The sequence below is a fragment of the Macrococcus equi genome, from assembly GCF_047426745.1.
Lineage (GTDB): Bacteria > Bacillota > Bacilli > Staphylococcales > Staphylococcaceae > Macrococcoides > Macrococcoides equi.
On the sequence record NZ_CP179732.1, the window covers coordinates 1,756,736 to 1,775,226 of the forward strand.

General features: G+C 34.9%; 18 protein-coding genes. 16 read left to right on the top strand and 2 right to left on the bottom strand.

All coding sequences use genetic code 11. The annotated features are described in order from the left end of the window. Positions 1–9 precede the first annotated feature (9 nt). On the bottom strand, positions 10–1,257 hold the full coding sequence (locus ACMGE6_RS09210; protein ID WP_414054848.1) for a replication-associated recombination protein A: 1,248 nt from the start codon (positions 1,255–1,257) through the stop codon (positions 10–12). Between the two features lie 107 nt (positions 1,258–1,364). Between ACMGE6_RS09210 and cymR the strand changes: the two genes are divergently transcribed. Then, complete coding sequence (cymR, locus tag ACMGE6_RS09215; RefSeq protein WP_414053549.1) at positions 1,365–1,784, top strand: cysteine metabolism transcriptional regulator CymR; 420 nt, start codon at positions 1,365–1,367, stop codon at positions 1,782–1,784. Between the two features lie 25 nt (positions 1,785–1,809). Here the strand turns inward: cymR and ACMGE6_RS09220 are convergent, their stop codons facing one another. Next, positions 1,810–2,811 (bottom strand): LLM class flavin-dependent oxidoreductase, encoded by a 1,002-nt coding sequence (locus ACMGE6_RS09220; protein ID WP_414053550.1) that lies wholly within the window; start codon positions 2,809–2,811, stop codon positions 1,810–1,812. A gap of 179 nt (positions 2,812–2,990) precedes the next feature. On the opposite strand from ACMGE6_RS09220, the gene ACMGE6_RS09225 reads away from it, so the two are divergent. The 15 genes from ACMGE6_RS09225 to mtnN all read left to right on the top strand — a co-directional run bounded on the left by ACMGE6_RS09225 (position 2,991) and on the right by mtnN (position 18,396). Beyond that, a complete protein-coding gene (locus ACMGE6_RS09225) occupies positions 2,991–4,130 on the top strand; it encodes a cysteine desulfurase family protein (protein WP_414053551.1) in 1,140 nt (379 codons plus the stop codon). A gap of 5 nt (positions 4,131–4,135) precedes the next feature. After that, positions 4,136–5,254, top strand: coding sequence for a tRNA 2-thiouridine(34) synthase MnmA (gene mnmA, locus ACMGE6_RS09230; protein ID WP_414053552.1), 1,119 nt, complete (start codon positions 4,136–4,138; stop codon positions 5,252–5,254). Positions 5,255–5,334: 80 nt separating this feature from the next. Continuing rightward, entirely contained in the window at positions 5,335–5,994 is a 660-nt protein-coding gene (locus ACMGE6_RS09235; RefSeq protein WP_414053553.1) for a tetratricopeptide repeat protein, read from the top strand. A 2-nt stretch (positions 5,995–5,996) separates the two neighbouring features. Continuing rightward, positions 5,997–8,393 carry an SF1B family DNA helicase RecD2 gene (locus ACMGE6_RS09240; protein ID WP_414053554.1) on the top strand — a complete coding sequence of 799 codons (2,397 nt, stop codon included), beginning with the start codon at positions 5,997–5,999 and terminating at the stop codon, positions 8,391–8,393. A 247-nt stretch (positions 8,394–8,640) separates the two neighbouring features. Then, positions 8,641–11,265 carry an alanine--tRNA ligase gene (gene alaS, locus ACMGE6_RS09245; protein ID WP_414053555.1) on the top strand — a complete coding sequence of 875 codons (2,625 nt, stop codon included), beginning with the start codon at positions 8,641–8,643 and terminating at the stop codon, positions 11,263–11,265. A gap of 61 nt (positions 11,266–11,326) precedes the next feature. After that, entirely contained in the window at positions 11,327–11,596 is a 270-nt protein-coding gene (locus ACMGE6_RS09250) for an IreB family regulatory phosphoprotein (protein ID WP_414046217.1), read from the top strand. After that, positions 11,589–12,008, top strand: coding sequence for a Holliday junction resolvase RuvX (gene ruvX, locus ACMGE6_RS09255; protein WP_414046218.1), 420 nt, complete (start codon positions 11,589–11,591; stop codon positions 12,006–12,008). The genes ACMGE6_RS09250 and ruvX overlap by 8 nt, the downstream gene beginning before the upstream one ends. Before the next feature lie 14 nt (positions 12,009–12,022). Then, positions 12,023–12,352, top strand: a complete 330-nt coding sequence (locus ACMGE6_RS09260; protein ID WP_414053556.1) for a DUF1292 domain-containing protein — start codon at positions 12,023–12,025, stop codon at positions 12,350–12,352. A 19-nt stretch (positions 12,353–12,371) separates the two neighbouring features. After that, positions 12,372–13,505 (top strand): endolytic transglycosylase MltG, encoded by a 1,134-nt coding sequence (gene mltG / locus ACMGE6_RS09265; RefSeq protein WP_414053557.1) that lies wholly within the window; start codon positions 12,372–12,374, stop codon positions 13,503–13,505. Between the two features lie 184 nt (positions 13,506–13,689). Further along, positions 13,690–14,316 carry an O-methyltransferase gene (locus ACMGE6_RS09270; protein ID WP_414053558.1) on the top strand — a complete coding sequence of 209 codons (627 nt, stop codon included), beginning with the start codon at positions 13,690–13,692 and terminating at the stop codon, positions 14,314–14,316. A gap of 11 nt (positions 14,317–14,327) precedes the next feature. Further along, positions 14,328–15,251 carry a peptidase U32 family protein gene (locus tag ACMGE6_RS09275; protein ID WP_414053559.1) on the top strand — a complete coding sequence of 308 codons (924 nt, stop codon included), beginning with the start codon at positions 14,328–14,330 and terminating at the stop codon, positions 15,249–15,251. Positions 15,252–15,262: 11 nt separating this feature from the next. After that, complete coding sequence (locus ACMGE6_RS09280) at positions 15,263–16,522, top strand: peptidase U32 family protein (protein ID WP_414053560.1); 1,260 nt, start codon at positions 15,263–15,265, stop codon at positions 16,520–16,522. After that, positions 16,522–17,145: a uridine kinase gene (gene udk, locus ACMGE6_RS09285; protein ID WP_414046224.1), complete on the top strand. Its 624-nt coding sequence runs from the start codon at positions 16,522–16,524 to the stop codon at positions 17,143–17,145. The genes ACMGE6_RS09280 and udk overlap by 1 nt, the downstream gene beginning before the upstream one ends. Before the next feature lie 19 nt (positions 17,146–17,164). Further along, on the top strand, positions 17,165–17,641 hold the full coding sequence (gene greA, locus ACMGE6_RS09290; protein ID WP_414046225.1) for a transcription elongation factor GreA: 477 nt from the start codon (positions 17,165–17,167) through the stop codon (positions 17,639–17,641). A 62-nt stretch (positions 17,642–17,703) separates the two neighbouring features. Further along, the gene (gene mtnN / locus ACMGE6_RS09295; RefSeq protein WP_414046226.1) at positions 17,704–18,396 is read left to right on the top strand and encodes a 5'-methylthioadenosine/S-adenosylhomocysteine nucleosidase; all 693 of its coding nucleotides are present in this window, start codon (positions 17,704–17,706) and stop codon (positions 18,394–18,396) included. The last annotated feature ends 95 nt before the right edge of the window (positions 18,397–18,491 follow it).

Genomic DNA, 18,491 nt, shown 5'->3' on the forward strand with positions numbered 1-18,491 from the left:
AAACAAGCATTATAGCTTGTTTTGTTGCTTTTTAATTGCGTCATATATTTGCTTAAATTGATTTTCCGATTTACTTGTCGTTTTAGGGATATAATATTGCTTTTTCTTTAACGTATCTGGTAAGTATTGCTGCGGGATATACCCGGTTTCAGATTGATGAGGATAGATGTATCCGGTGCCATTGCCTAAATCTTTCGCACCTTTGTAATGTGCATCTTTTAAGTGTTTAGGTATAGCGCCGATTTTTCCGCTTCTAACATCTGACAATGCACTATCAATAGCTGATATTCCGGAATTTGATTTAGGTGACAGACATAATTCAATGACTGCCTGAGCCAGTGGAATACGTGCTTCAGGAAAACCCAAACGTTCCGCGGATTCAATCGCTGCAAGTGTACGGCTACCTGCTGACGGACTAGCTAGTCCAATATCTTCATAACTGATGACGAGTAGTCGCCTTGTAATGGTCGGAAGATCTCCGCCTTCTATCAACCTTGCTAAATAATGAAGCGCTGCATCAACATCGCTGCCTCGAATAGATTTTTGAAATGCACTCATTAAGTCATAGTGCATATCACCATCTTTATCGAACTGAAAACTAGATTTCTGCAAGCAATCTTTTGCATCCTGCAAGGTAATGATTACTGGATTTTTAGTTTCAGAAGAAAGGATGGCCAATTCCAGTGCATTTAAACTTGATCGGATATCACCATGAGCACTTTGAATAAAATGACTCAGTGCAGCTTCTTCAATTTCAATATTTTCATTGCCAAATCCTTTTTCAGTATCATTGATCGCGCGTAATATCGCTGTCTTTATATCTGCTTCTGTTAATGCATGTAATTCAAAGATTTGAGTTCTGGAACGAATGGCAGGATTAATCGCATGATAGGGGTTACTTGTTGTAGCACCAATCAATATAATCTGACCGTTTTCCAGATGTGGCAGCAGAAAGTCTTGTTTACTTTTATCTAAACGATGTATTTCATCCAGTAATAAAATAACCTGGCCACTCATCTTAGCTTCTTCTGCAATCAACTGCATATCTTTTTTTGTATTCGTGACAGCATTTAACTGTCTGAATTTTACAGAAGTGCTACCAGCTATGGCTTGTGCGATACTTGTTTTGCCTACGCCAGGTGGACCATAGAGGATCATGGATGTTAATCTTTTGGCGTTTACCATACGTCTAATAATACCGTGGTCACCGACTAAATGTTGCTGACCGATAACGTCATCAATTGTAGTAGGGCGCATTCTAAATGCTAAAGGTTCCAAATTTTTCACTCCTTTAGCAAAAGTGTACCTTATTTTATAAAAAAATGTGATAAAATTGATTTATTGAAAAGGGGCGTATAATAACTATGAAGATATCAACAAAAGGAAGATACGGTTTAACTTTAATGATTTCACTAGCGAAACGCTATCAGACAAAACCCGTATCTCTAAAAATTATCGCTGAAGAAAACAATCTCAGTGACTTATATCTAGAACAGCTTGTAGGACCATTACGTAATGCTGGATTAATTAAAAGTGTTCGTGGTGCCAAAGGTGGCTACATGTTAATGAAAGCTCCTCAGGAAGTGACCGCAGCTGACATCATTCGATTGCTGGAAGGACCTATCACTCCAGTCGAAGGGATTGAGGATGAACCGCCTGCCCAAAAACAATTATGGATTGATATAAGAGATGCAGTAAAAAAAGTGTTGGATGAAACAACACTTGAAGATTTAATGAATTATAAGGATGAGAATTTAATTGAAGGATATATGTTCTATATATAAAAATAGTTATCGCTGTCAGCGATAACTATTTTTCATCTGTAATTTCTTTTAACCATCTATAACTTCGATATAATTTTTCAATATCATAAATATAACTCACAACAATTAATTCATCTACATTGAACTCATTTTGAAAATCCTGTATTTTTTGTTTCACTGTTGCTTTAGAACCAACAAACCTTGTGACAGTACGAGACATCGCCATTTGTTTTTCCTGCAGTGTCCATAAAGCATCCATATCTTCTACTGGAGGCTGTAAAGGCATTCTCGTATTGCGAATAACATTTAAGAAGAATTGATGCGTAGTTGTAGCAAGGTATTCTGCTTCTTCGTCAGTTTCACCTATAATTACATTTGTTCCAACCATTACATATGGTTTATCAAGATAGTCAGATTTCTGGAAAAGATTTCTATAAATTGTGATTGCTTCTTTCATTTGTTCTGGTGCAAAATGACCGGCAAATGCATAAGGTAAACCAAGTCGTGCAGCAAGATGTGCTGAGTCAGTGGATGACCCTAGTACGTAAATCGGAACATTTGTATTAGCACCTGGATAAGCTTTAACAAATCCTTGTTTTTCTTCTGGTCCAAAATAAGTTAGTAATTCCTGTATTTCTTCTGGAAAAGTATATACACTATCGTGACGATCACGTCTTAATGCACTCGCAGTCATCATATCTGTTCCAGGAGCGCGTCCTAAGCCTAAGTTAACTCGATCAGGATAGATAGTAGCTAGAGTACCGATTTGTTCGGCGACCACAAGTGGCGCGTGATTTGGTAACATGATGCCTCCAGATCCCACTTGTATTGACTTTGTATTTTGAAGTACATGGCTCATTAGGATGGTTGTGGCTGAACTGACTAAACTAGGTGTATTATGATGCTCTGCAATCCAGTAGCGATTATAACCCAATTCTTCGGCATACTGAGCAAGGGCTATAGCTTGATCAATTGCATCCTTGTTGGTATCACCTTTACGCACGGGGGCAAGATTTAGGATGGAAATTGGAATATTAATATTTGGCATAAAAAAATCTCCTTTTGATTGTGTACCGATAGTTTAGCACTTTGCTCGGGAATGAAGATAGTGATTTGCTTATTGCATCAAATCATAAATAGAGATGTACTTTTAAGCTTAGAGGATAGTTTTTTTATTAAAAGGGTGTTAAGATAAGTTATTGAAAAAAACGAAAGGATGTTCAAAAAATGAAGGTATATGCAGATTTTGCGGCAACGACAAACGTTGCTCCTGATGTGGTGAGTGTGATTACTAGTGTATTAAGCGACCATTATGGTAATGCGTCATCAATTCATAGCATCGGTCGAGATGGTCGAAGCGTATTGGATCAGGCTCGATCTAAAATCGCGAAGCATTTAAATGCGACTCCGCGTGAAATCATATTTACTAGTGGTGCTACAGAATCAAATAATTTGGCAATTAAAGGTGTTGCTTATCAAAATCAGCATAAAGGAATGCATCTTATTACTTCCTCGATTGAACATCATTCAGTACTACATGTATTTCATCAACTTGAAAAAGAAGGTTTTGAAGTAACTTACCTATCTGTAGATGATAAAGGTTTTATTTCACTTGATGAGCTACGTAACGCTCTCAGAGAGGATACTATTTTAGTTTCTGTGATGTTTGGTAATAATGAAGTGGGTTCTTTACAACCTATTGAAGAAATTGCAGAAGTTGTATCAAATCATCAGGCAATTTTTCACACGGACGGTGTACAGACGATTGGACATTTACCTATTGATGTAAAGGCATTGAAAGTTGACTTATTTACTGTTACTGCGCATAAGTTTTATGGTCCAAAAGGCGTAGGTCTATTATATATTAAAGACAAAACACCAATCCAGTTCCAGCAGCTAGGAGGATCTCAAGAAACAAAACGACGAGCAGGAACTGAAAATATCGCTTATATTGCCGGTATGTCTAAAGCGATGGAAATTGCCAGAGATAATATTGAACAGTCTAATATACATTTAACACATTTAAAGCAAATTTTTATCAACGCTTTACAAAACCTTGATATCCCTTTTGAATTAAATGGAGATATAAATTTGACGTTACCACATATAATAAATCTTTACTTTCCATTTAGCGATGTTGAGAAGATGCTCACTATACTAGATATGAACGGTGTATGTGTTTCAAGTGGTTCTGCCTGTACTGCAGGAAGTATCGAACCTAGTCACGTTTTGACAGCGATGTACGGCGACCATCCAAGAACGAAACAATCCATTCGTTTCAGTTTTTCTCATCAGAATACTGAAGAAGAAGTGATATATATTGCAGAACAAATCAAAAAAATTTATGAAATGAATAGAAAAGAGTAGATATAATGTCAAATGAAAAAACAAAAGTTGTTGTAGGTATGAGTGGTGGAGTTGACAGTTCAGTTACCGCCTTGTTACTAAAAGAACAAGGTTACGATGTAATCGGTATCTTTATGAAAAACTGGGATGATACCGATGAATTTGGTGTATGCACAGCTACTGAAGATTACGAAGATGTGATTCGCGTTTGCAACCAGATAGGCATTCCTTATTATGCCGTTAACTTTGAAAAAGAATATTGGGATAAAGTGTTTACTTATTTTTTAGATGAATACAAAAAAGGAAGAACACCAAATCCAGATGTTATGTGTAACAAAGAAATTAAATTCAAAGCATTTTTAGATCATGCTTTAGCTTTAGGTGCAGATTATGTGGCAACAGGTCACTATGCTCAAATTAGACGCAATGATGACGGTACGGTTGAAATGCTCCGTGGTGTCGATAATAATAAAGATCAGACTTATTTCCTGAATCAATTATCACAGGAACAATTACAACATGTCATGTTCCCGCTAGGTCATTTACAAAAACCTGAAGTACGTGAGATTGCTATAAAAAATGAATTAGCGACAGCGAAAAAGAAAGATTCTACTGGAATTTGTTTTATCGGTGAACGTAATTTTAAAGAATTCCTGAGCGGTTATTTACCGGCACAAAATGGTAAAATGATGACTTTAGATGGTCTTGAAATGGGCGAACATAGTGGTTTAATGTATTACACTATCGGTCAAAGACATGGACTTGGCATCGGTGGAGATGGCGACCCATGGTTTGTAGTGGGTAAAAATTTAAAAGACAATGTATTATATGTTGAACAAGGTTTTGATCACGATGCATTGTATAGTGATTACCTTATTGCATCTGATGTTTCATTTATCAATCCGATTGATTTATCAGGCAGCTTTGAATGTACTGCAAAATTTAGATACCGTCAGAAAGATACGAAAGTAAAGATTGAGCAAATTGATAATAACACTGTTAAGGTGATCTTTGCTGAACCTGTGAGAGCGATAACGCCTGGACAAGCTGTCGTATTTTATCAGAATGAAGTTTGTCTTGGTGGAGCAACTATAGATGATGTATACAAAAAATCTGGTCAACTTGAATATGTTGTTACTCAATAGATAAGAAAAGAAGACGCAATGTCTTCTTTTTTTATTTTTTGATATAATAAAAAAATGATTATAGAATGAGGAGTTTGTATATGGACGATAACCGTTTAATGACATTGATTGAAAATAAGCAATATGAAGAAGCTTTAAAAATATTATTTGAATCCATTGAAAATAATCCCGGTGAAGTCACACATTATATAAATGTAGGCACAATATTATTAGATTCAAATCAACCAGTAGAAGCGGAACGTTTTTTTCAGAAAGCAATCACTGTAGACCCTACACATGGTGGTGCTTATTATGGTCTTGCAAATATTTATTACAATACAGACAGATTTGAAGAAGCATTAAAGCTATATCATAAAGCCATTGAAAATGGTCTGGAGGATGGTGATACCTATTATATGTTAGGTATGTCTTTCGGTAATCTCGGTGACTATGCTTCAGCTTTACCATTTTTAATGCGTGCAAATGAACTTAAACCAGAAGATATTGAAATCACTTTCCAGTATGGATTAGTCATGTGTCAAATGAACATGTTTGAAGAAGCGTCAAACATTCTGCAAATAGTACTTAATGAGGAACCGGAACATACAGATGCCATATATAATAAAGCATTAGCTGATTATATGATGGATGAAGATATTGATACTGCGCTTACGGCGTTTGAACGTGTCATTGCAATTCAACCTGATCATCTGCTTGCAGGGCATGCACTTAAAACTTTTAAAGCTATGAAGGAGGAATAATCTTGGAGAATGCCACTTTATTCGACAAATCTTATGTAAAAGGCACTATTAACCGTATATTGTTTCAAAATAATGATAACTTTTATACGGTTTTGAAAGCCGAAGTAATTGATACAAATGAAGATTTTGACGATGAAGTGACGGTTACAGGGTTTCTTCCGCAAATTGCTGAAGGGGATACTTATACGTTCACTGGTAAGCTGGTCACGCACGCTAAGTATGGGAAACAGCTTCAAGCTGAAAAGTTTGAAAAAGATTTACCTCAGTCAAAAGATGGAATCATCCATTATTTATCAAGCGATTTATTTAAAGGAATCGGAAAGAAGACAGCTCGTACAATTGTTGAGACACTCGGGGAAGATGCATTAAATATTATCTTAGATGATAAGTCAAGCTTAGATAAAATACCGAAGCTATCCCAGGAAAAAAAAGATTTAATTTATAATACGATAAATGAAAACCAAGCAATCGAAAAAATTATGATTCAGCTCAATGACTGGGGATTCGGACCGCAGCTTGCAATGAAAATCTATCAGTTTTATAAAGAGGACACTGTCCGTGCGATTAAAGAATCACCTTACCAACTAGTTCTGGATATAGAAGGGATAGGATTTAATAAGGCGGACGATCTTGCAAAACATATTGGGATTGATAACAATCACCCGGAAAGACTTAAGGCAGCACTTGTCTATGGACTTGATCAGGCATCAATGCAAAATGGACATACTTTTATACCGGATCAAATATTACTGGAAACAAGCTATGAATTGCTTACCAAAAACGGTTCAGAGGTCAATCCTGATAGCCTTGTTCGTGCACTGACTGAACTATGTGAGGAAAAAAAATTCTTAGTTGAACATGAAAAAAATATATACATACCTAGTCTATTTTATTCTGAGACAAAGACCGTACAAATCTTATATCGATTGATGAATCATAAAGATCAACTGAAAGAATTTGAACAATCTGAAGTTATGCTTGCCATTGGTGAAATTGAACAATTATTTGAAGTATCATACGCAGAAAAGCAAAAAGAAGCGTTAATGCAGGCAATGAAAAGCAAACTAATGATTCTATCAGGTGGTCCTGGGACCGGTAAAACAACTGTCGTAAGAGGCATTGTGACGTTATATGCAGAATTACATGGTCTAAGTCTAGATTATAATGATTATGAGGGACAAGATTTTCCTATCGTTGTGGCTGCACCGACAGGTAGAGCTTCGAAACGCTTATATGAGTCAACAGGTCTTGAAGCTACTACGATACATCGTTTAATCGGTTGGACGAGAGATAACAAACCGGATGATATTTTAGAAAACGAAATTACTGCTAAGCTAATCATTATTGATGAGATGTCAATGGTTGATACCTGGTTGATGTTTCAGTTGATGAAAGCCGTTCCTAACGATGCACAAATCATCTTTGTAGGTGATCAGGATCAGTTACCGTCAGTCGGCCCTGGTCAAGTATTTAAAGATCTAATAGAATCACAAATTATTCCGCAGATCGAACTGAATGAAGTATATCGTCAACAGGAAGGTTCATCGATTGTTGAACTCGCACACCAGATTAAACGAAACGAACCCTTTGATATTACACAACGGTATAGTGACCGTAGTTTTATTCCTTGTCATACAGAACAAATACCAGAGGTTATTGAAAAGGTGGTGACTTCTGCTGTAAATAAAGGATATGATATGCGTGACATTCAAGTCCTCGCCCCTATTTACCGTGGGAAAGCCGGTATTCGAGCACTGAATAAAGTGTTACAAAGAATCCTCAATCCTGCAGACGATAAAAAGCGTGAAATGATTTTTGGTGAAATAGTATATCGTCACCATGATAAAGTTCTACAGCTTGTTAATCGACCTGAAGATGGGGTGTTTAACGGTGATATCGGTGAAGTTGTCGGCATTTTTAAAGCGAATGAAAATGCGCTGAATAAAGATGTCGTCATTGTTGATTATGACGGTAATGAAGTAACCTATACGAAAGCAGATTTAATAGAAATTACGCATGCCTATTGTTGCTCGATTCATAAATCACAAGGTTCAGAGTTTCCGATCGTTATTATGCCTGTCGTCAATCAATATTATAGAATGCTTCAAAAAAATATATTATATACAGGTTTAACACGTGCGAAACAGTCTTTAATTTTCTGTGGTGATGTGAATGCATTTAATGAGGGAATTAAGCGTCTAGGGAATGCCCGATTCACATCTTTCTATCAATTTTTAATGGACTATTTTAATACAGATGAACAAAAAACAATAACCCAGGAAAATTCCTTACAAAGTTCTGTCTTACCATTTAAAGTTGGTGAGATGACTGAGGAAAATATGCATCTCATTTCTCCGATGATTAATATGGAAGATATTTCACCATATGATTACGTTTAAGTTGACGCTTGCATATCTATTCATTATAATTTAAGTAATTCAATTTAAAGCTGAGTAAGTAATCACTCAAGACTTAGAGACATATCGGTTGGTGCAAGATATGCTTGATATTACTGAAGCTACTTTATCTTAATCATCTTAAATAATTATCGAGTGATGACTTTGTCATAACTAGGGTGGTACCGCGAACACGTTCGTCCCTTTTTTGGGGAGAACGTGTATTTTATTTTTAAAGGAGAAGATATTAATGAAACGATTGACAGCAGCTGAAATTAGACAAATGTATTTAGACTTTTTTGTAGAGAAAGGACATATGATTGAACCATCAGCACCTCTGGTTCCGATAGACGACGACACGTTACTATGGATTAATTCAGGGGTAGCAACATTAAAAAAATATTTTGATGGCCGTGTCATTCCTAAAAATCCGAGAATTACGAATGCACAAAAATCTATTCGTACAAATGATATTGAAAATGTAGGATTTACAGCTCGTCACCATACATTTTTTGAAATGCTAGGAAACTTCTCGATTGGGGATTACTTCAAAAAAGAAGCGATTCTCTTTGCATGGGAATTCTTAACGAGTGAAAAATGGATGGCGATCGAACCTGAAAAGTTATATGTTACAATCCATCCTGAGGATACAGAAGCATATGATTTATGGGTAAATGAAATTGGTTTAACAGATGACCGTATAACACGTATTGAAGGTAACTTCTGGGATATCGGTGAAGGGCCAAGTGGTCCTAATACAGAAATTTTCTATGATCGTGGAGAGAATTACGGTAAAGAAGATCCAGCAGAAGAGATGTATCCTGGTGGAGAAAATGAACGATATTTAGAAGTATGGAATTTAGTATTCTCTGAATTTAACCATAATCCAGACCATACGTATTCACCTTTACCTAAGCAAAACATAGATACTGGGATGGGGCTCGAGCGTATGGCTTCTATATCTCAAGATGTGCCGACGAACTACGACACGGATCTATTCATGCCTATAATTGAACAAACAGAAGCAATTTCTGGTAAAAAGTATCATGTGAATAAAGAAGATGATATTGCCTTTAAAGTTATCGCTGATCATATACGTACAGTAAGTTTTGCAATTGGTGATGGCGCGCTACCATCAAATGAAGGTCGTGGATATGTATTACGCCGTTTATTACGTCGTGCAGTCCGATTCGCTCAAAAACTTGATATCAATCAGCCATTTATGTATGAACTTGTCGATACGGTAGCTTGCATTATGAAACCATACTATCCTGATGTTGATAAAAATAAAGATTTTATTAAAAAAGTCATTAAATCTGAAGAAGAACGCTTCCATGAAACATTAGAAGAAGGATTAGTACAATTTAATGCATTAAAAGACGCAGCGAAACAAACCGATAATCAGTTAAAAGGTGAAGACGTCTTTAAACTATATGACACTTTTGGATTCCCTGTTGAATTAACAGAAGAATTGGCCCAGGAAGCGGGTGTAGAGGTTGATCACGAAGGATTCGAGGTTGCAATGGAAGCACAGCGTACACGAGCACGTGAATCTCGTCAAAAAACACAAAGTATGCAGGTGCAAAGTGAAGTTTTATCTAGTCTTACTATGCCAAGTAAGTTTGTGGGATATGAAAGACTTTCAAATGCAACTGAAGTTTTAGCAATCATAGAGAATGGTGAAAGTGTAACAACATCAAAAGAAGATGTGATTCAGTTTATTTTAGCAGAGACACCTTTCTATGCAGTAAGTGGTGGACAAGTTGCTGATACCGGCGTGATAACTAATGATGACTTTGAAATTGAAGTTACAGAAGTAACGAAAGCACCAAACGGTCAAAACTTGCATACAGGTACAGTTCGTTTCGGAAAAGTTACAGTAGGTGCTAAAGTAAATACTCAAGTAGATCCTAATTTCAGAACGTTTGTCATTAAGAATCATAGTGCAACACACTTAATGCATCAAGCTTTAAAAGATGTATTAGGCACACATGTCAATCAAGCAGGTTCATTAGTTACACCAGAACGTTTACGTTTTGATTTCTCTCATTTTGGTCCTGTAACAGAAGAGGAAATAGCAACAATTGAACAAATCGTTAATGAAAAAATATGGGCGAACTTACCTGTTGAAATAAATGAAATGCCAATTAAAGAAGCAAAAGCAAAAGGTGCGATGGCATTATTTGGTGAAAAATATGGTGATATTGTTCGCGTTGTAGAAATGAGCGATTATTCAATTGAATTATGTGGTGGAGTACATGTACGCAATACGGGTGAAATTGGACTGTTTAAAATTGTTTCAGAATCTGGAACAGGTGCAGGTGTCAGACGTATAGAAGCGGTCACTAGCAAAGCTGCGTTTGAATATTTATCAGAATTCCAGAATACAGTTCAAACCATTTTACCGAAAGTTAAAGTTAAGCAGAAAGAACAATTGGTAAATAAGGTTGACGAGTTAATGTCTATGTTACGTCAACAGGATAAAAAGATTACTGATTTAAATAAGGAAGTTGCAACCCTTAAAATGGGCGATATAACAAATCAGGTAGAAGAGATTAATGGTTTAAAAGTTTTAGCTGTTCAGGTTGAAGCAAACGATAACAAGATGTTACGTGAATTAATGGATGATTATAAATCAAAATTACAAGATACAATTATTTTCATCACAGCAGCTAGTGATAAATTAATCTATATGGCAAGTGTGCCTAAAAATCTTGTATCTCAAATAAAGGCTGGAGATATTATTAAAGGTGTTGCGGATGCTACTGGTGGTAAAGGTGGCGGTCGCCCGGATTCGGCACAAGGTGCTGCAAATGATCCATCGGGTATTACAACAGCATTACAATTCGTTAAGGACTATATTAATACATTGTAATTAAAAAATGTTTTATAGTATGATAATATTGAATAAATGTCATACAAAGGAGTGTATTACAGTGGAAAATTTAGATAAGACAATGAAGTTCAATTTTGATGAATTGCCGAAAGAAGAGGTTAGAACGGTATTATTAAATGTTTATAATACGTTAGAAGAAAGAGGCTACAGCCCAATCAATCAAATCGTCGGATATTTATTATCTGGTGATCCAGCATATATACCAAGACATAACGATGCACGTAATCAAATCAGAAGACTTGATCGCGATGATATTATGGAGCAATTAGTATCAAGTTATATTCAGACTGAGAAAAAAGGTCATGAATAAAGTTATAGGATTAGATGTTGGATCAAAAACGATTGGTGTCGCACTAAGTGACGCAATGGGATGGACTGCACAAGGTCTTACTACACTCCACATCGATGAAGAAAATAATAAGTTTGGTCTCGACGAACTTAAAAAAATCATTGATGAAAACAATGTTGATACTGCTGTAATAGGTTTACCAAAGAACATGAATAATTCAGTAGGTCCAAGAGGAGAAGCTTCTCTCAGATTTAGTGAATTGTTGAAAAGTGTTTGTCCTGCGATTACAATAGTAATGTGGGATGAACGCTTATCCACAGTTGGGGCTGAAAGAACACTTCTGGAAGCGGATGTTTCCCGTAAGAAAAGAAAACAGGTTATTGATAAGATGGCAGCAGTTTTTATATTACAAGGGTATTTAAATTCAAAATAAAAAGGATGATTATAATGACAGAAGAAATGAACAATCAAGAATTAAATGAAGCAACATTAGATATTAATAATGAAGAAGAACTTTTAACGCTTTTTGATGAAGAAGGCAATGAAGTTTTATATCGTAAACTTGTGAGTTTCTTCCACCCTGGTTTCGAAAAAGAATATGTTATCTTAGCTGAAGAAGGTTCAGATGACGATGAGGAAATTGAATTAATTCCAATGATTAATGTTCCAGATAATGAAGGTGATGGCGGAAAATTCTTACCGATAGAAACTGATGAAGAATGGGATATGATTGAAGAATTTGTAAATACAAACTTTGATGAAGAGGAAGAGCTTTAATATTTAAAGGAGTTAAGATATGAATAATAGAAATAAGGAAATTAGAGATTCTAAATCTTTCTCTAAGCTTCTTTCTTCTATCATTATTGGTTTGATTTTGATAGGCATTTTCGTTTTAGCAATTGGAAGTTTCTTCTATATTAACTCGAGCCAAAAGCCTCTGAATCCAGATGATAAGTCGACAACTAAAATTGAAGTATTACCTGGTGAATCAGCAACGATGATTGGAGAAAAATTAGAAAAAGAAAAAATTATAAAAAATAGTACGATGTTTAAATACTATTTAAAGTTTAATAATATTTCGAATTTCCAGGCTGGAAGTTATGAATTATCACCTTCGATGACTTTTAAACAAATTGCAAAAAGTCTTCAAAAAGGTGAAGTCTATATTCCTGTTGTTTTTAAAATGAATATACCTGAAGGAATGACTATTGAACAAATAGCCGATATTGTAGCAAAGAAGACAAGTATTACAAAAGAAGATTTTCTGCGTGAAGTAAATAATCCTAAGTTTATTAAAAAGATGCAAAAGAAACATCCAAAGTTAATTACAAAAGATGTATTTAATAAGGATATTAAATATCCTCTTGAGGGTTATTTATTCCCTGCTACATATGACTTTACTGAAAAGAATCCTTCAGTTGAAGAAATTGTAGAAAAGATGTTAAATGCTACACAAGAAAATGCATTTCCACTGTGGGATAAATATGGAGGCATTATCCTTAAAGAAGAAGGTAAAGAAAGACGATTAAGTTTCCATGAATTCCTTACTTTTTCATCTCTAGTTGAACGTGAAGCTTCTGGATTAACGGATCGAGCAAAAATTGCTTCTGTATTTATTAATCGTATGGAAGAAAATCCACCGATGCCATTACAGACGGATCCAACTGTATTGTATGCGCTTGGAAGACATAAAGCAGTGACTTATGAATCAGACTTAAAGGTCGATTCTCCGTATAATACTTATATTAATACTGGTTTACCACCTGGTCCTATTGCAACAAGTGGTAAAGAATCAATGGAAAGTGTACTTAATCCGGCAAAAACTGATTATTTATATTTCCTTGCTGCAAAAGATGGGAAAAACTATTTCTCAAAAACTTATGATGAACATTTAAAGTTAAAAGCAGAACATATAGATAGTCAGCAATAGCTATTATTTCACCCCAATCTAATGAATGTTAGATTGGGGTGAATCATTAATGTGTATATAATTTATTAAGAGTGTAAAATGACTATTACATTTTTAGTGAAACTATGATACAATATCATGAAAATAAAAAAGACATCTACCAGCCTATAAGGTTGGTAATTTTTTCGTTAAAGGATTGTTTTAATTGATAAAAGAAGATACATATATTAGTAGGTTAAATCCAGTAAATGAAATTGACGATTTGATTGCTATAGCTAAAGAAAAAGATGTACCCATCATGGATAAAATATCTGTTGAATTCGTCAAACAATTAATTAGGATTCATCAATCTAAGCATGTACTTGAAATTGGTACTGCAATAGGATATAGTGCGCTGCACTTTACGTCTGTAAATCCAGATGTTCATGTAACGACAATTGAGCGTAATGAAGAAATGTATGACTATGCAATGAGCAATAGTGAATTATTTAAAAGAACAGATCAATTAAGGATTGTTTTCAAAGATGCTCTAGAGGCATTTTATGACGTTAATGATAAGGAGTATGATATATTATTTATCGATGCTGCCAAAGCTCAATCTATGAAGTTTTTTGAGCTATATAGTCCTCTTGTACGACGTGGAGGATTAATCATTACTGACAATATTCTTTATCATGATTTTGTTGGTAATATTGAAATTGTCAGAAGTCGAAATATTAAGCAGATGGTTAGAAAAATTGAAAAATATAATAAATGGTTAAGTGAAAATAATGACTACGATACTAATTTTATCGATATCGGTGATGGAATGAGTATCTCAGTGAAAAAATAAAGGAGTTTAACATGACGGAACTATTAGTTACACCAAAATCAATCACACATATACATGAATTAATTGCTGCAGGAGCTGACGCATTTGTAATTGGAGAACAGCAATTTGGATTACGATTAGCTGGAGAATTTAATCGTGAAGATTTAAAAGAAGCGATTCAACTTATCCAAAAACATAATAAGAAAGTTTATGTTGCAGTCAATGGTCTTTTTCACAACGAACATTTAGCAGCAGTTGAAGACTATATGAAATACCTGCATGAAGTTAAACCTGATGCTATATTGTTTGGGGATCCTGCAATAGTAATGTATGAAAGAGAATTAGGCAATACCATTCCTTTGCAATGGAATCAGGAAACATTAGTTACAAATCACTTTCAGGTAAATTACTGGGGAGACCGAGGTGCAAATCGTGCTGTCCTCGCACGTGAGTTATCTCTTGACGAAGTAATCAATATTAAAAAGCACAGTAATATAGCCATAGAGGTTCAGGTACATGGTATGACGTGTATGTTTCAGTCAAAACGTAAATTATTAGGTAACTACTTCTTATTCCAGGAAAAAGCGATGAAGATTGAAAACCGTGAAATTAAAGATGAGATGTTACTTTATGATGAAGAGCGTAATAATAAATATCCTATTTTTGAAGATTATAACGGCACGCATATTATGAGTCCAAACGACATTTGTGTAATCGAAGAATTAGAAGAATTGATTGAAGCAGGTATTGATTCATTCAAGATAGATGGTGTGCTTCATACAGAAAAGTATATTACTACGGTAACGAAAGCATATAGACAAGCAATTGATTTATACAATGAAGATGTGGACGGCTATGAAGATGCTAAATTTGATTTAGTAGATATGATTGAAGAAATTCAACCGGAGCATCGCCCACTTGACCAAGGATTCTTATTTAAACAAACTGTATATTAAGGAATGATTTGATGAAAACGGAAATAGAAATTACTAAACCTAAACAAATATTAAAGAAACCAGAATTACTCGCACCGGCAGGAAATCTTGAAAAATTAAAAATTGCAGTGCATTATGGTGCAGATGCGGTATTCCTCGGTGGACAGGAATATGGATTACGTTCAAATGCAGATAACTTTACGATAGAAGAAATTAGGGAAGGCGTAGCTTTTGCCGATAAATACGGTGCAAAAATTTATGTTACAACTAATATTATTGCACATGATGAGAATATCGACGGAGTTGAAGATTATTTAAAAGCCTTAGATTCAACTGGAGCTACTGGTATCATTGTTGCCGATCCATTAATCATTGAAACATGTAAGCGCGTTGCACCTAGACTAGAAATACATTTATCAACACAGCAATCATTATCAAATGTTAAAGCAGTTGAATACTGGAAATCAGAAGGATTAGAACGCGTAGTGCTGGCACGTGAGACTAGTGCAGAAGAAATTAAGGAAATGAAAGAAAAAGTTGATATTGAAATAGAGGCATTTGTACACGGTGCTATGTGTATCGCTTATTCAGGACGTTGTACATTAAGTAATCATATGACTGCTCGAGATTCAAATCGTGGGGGTTGTTGTCAAAGTTGTCGTTGGGACTATGATTTATTAACTGTAGATAATGGTGAACTAGACGTTGTTTACGAAGGGGATGCAACACCTTTTGCAATGAGTCCAAAAGATCTTAAGTTAATAGAATCAATTCCTAAAATGATAGATATAGGAGTAGATTCATTAAAGATTGAAGGTCGAATGAAATCAATCCATTATATTGCTACGGTCGTATCAGTATATAGAAAAGTTATTGACGCCTATTGTGCAGATTCTGAAAACTTTAAAATTGACCCTGAGTGGTTAATAGAGTTAGATAAATGTGCAAATAGAGATACCGCTAGTGCTTTCTTTGAAGGGGTACCTGGATTTGAAGAGCAAATGTTTGGACATGAACAATCTAAAAAAACACCTTTTGATTTCTGTGGTTTAGTGCTAGACTATTCTGAAGAAACACAAATCGCAACAATTCAACAACGTAATAATTTTAAACCAGGACAGGAGATTGAATTCTTTGGTCCTGAGATTGAAAACTTTAAACAAGTGATTGATTCAATTTATGATGAAGAGGGTACAGAATTAGATGCTGCACGTCATCCTCTTCAAATAGTTCAAATTAAAGTTGATCATCCCGTATATCCAATGAACATGATGAGGAAGGAATTAAACTAATGACGAAAGCGACTATAATAGGGATTGCCGGTGGTTCTGGTTCGGGTAAAACTTCTGTTACTTCAAAGATTCTTAAAAATCTTGAGGGCTATAGTGTTGCTTTAATTGAGCAGGATTATTACTATAAAAATCAAGATCATCTAAGTTTTGAAGAACGATTAAAAACAAATTATGATCACCCGCTTGCCTTTGATAATGATTTACTGATCCAAAATCTAATTGATCTTAGAAATGGTCAAACAGTGAAAGTACCAACATATGACTACACTAATCATACAAGAAGCAAGAAAACGATTACATTTGAGCCGAAAGATGTTATTATAGTAGAAGGCATTTTTGCTTTAGAAAATGAAACACTTCGTGATTTAATGGATGTTAAGATATATGTAGATACTGATGCTGATCTTCGTATTTTAAGAAGAATGGTGAGAGATATAGAGGAACGTGGTCGTACGATGGAGTCTGTAATTGACCAATATTTAACTGTCGTTAGACCGATGCATAATCAATTCATTGAACCAACGAAACGATATGCAGACATTATTATTCCTGAAGGCGGTAGTAATGCTGTAGCAATCGATATTATGACAACAAAAATACAATCATTAATTCGAGTGAATTAGTAGAAAGAAGGATTTATCCATGGAAATGCAAAAAGAATACCCAATGACTAAAGAAGGATTTGAAAAATTAGAAGTTGAATTAGAACATTTAAAAACAGTGCGTCGTCCTGAAGTGGTAGAAAAAATTAAAGTAGCACGTAGTTTTGGTGATTTATCTGAGAACTCTGAGTATGATGCAGCAAAAGATGAACAAGGATTTGTTGAACAGGAAATTACTAAAATTGAGATGATGTTACGTCATGCAGTCATCATTGAAGATGATGGTAAGAAAAATGAGGTACAATTAGGTCGTACAGTTACTTTTACTGAAGTACCTGGAAATGACGAAGAATCTTATAAAATTGTAGGTTCAGCTGAGGCTGATCCATTTGAAGGAAAAATTTCAAATGAATCTCCAATCGCAAAAGCTTTAATCGGTAAAAAAGTTGGAGACGAAGTCAATGTACCATTACCGAATGGAAATGAAATGCGTGTTAAAATTGTTGAAATTAGCTAAAATAGTGTAGACAACTAAAAGTAGATCAAGTGATCTACTTTTTAATTTTAGGAGGAATTATAGTGATTGGTATTATCGGAGCAATGCAGGAAGAAATCGAAATTTTAAAAAATGATATGCAAAACTTGTCAACAGAGAAACAAGCTCATGTTGAAATTTATAAAGGCAATCTTTATGGTAAAGAAGTTGTACTCATGCAAAGTGGCATTGGTAAAGTCAATGCGGCAATTTGTGCAACTTTATTAATTAAAGAATATCAACCAGATTTAATCATTAATACGGGAAGTGCAGGTGGATTAGGTAGTGGACTTTCTGTTGGTGACATCGTGATTAGTAAAGATGTCATTCATCATGATGTTGTTGCAACTGCTTTTGGATATGAGCTTGGACAAGTTCCGGCTATGCCAGCACGTTATACAGCAGATGAAAGACTAATAAGTGTTGCTGAACAAGCAATCGTTAATAATCACTTAACTGCACATATTGGCTTAATTGTTTCTGGAGATAGCTTTATTGGCTCAGCGGAACAAAAACAGAATATCATAAATAATTTTAAAGAGAGTTTAGCTGTTGAGATGGAAGCTGCAGCCATCGCGCAAACATGTTATCAATTTCATGTACCATTTATCATTACACGTGCAATTTCAGATCTTGCAAATGGTGAAGCAAATATGAGTTTTGAAGAGTTCTTAAAAGTAGCTTGCGTATCAAGTTCTAAAATTGTAAAATCTATATTAGAGACATTACCTGCTTAGGGGTTAGGAGGCGCTAGTTATGATTTTTATTATGGCATTATCAATTATTGCAACTGCAATTATTGGATTTATGATTTATACTGGAACTGAAGTAG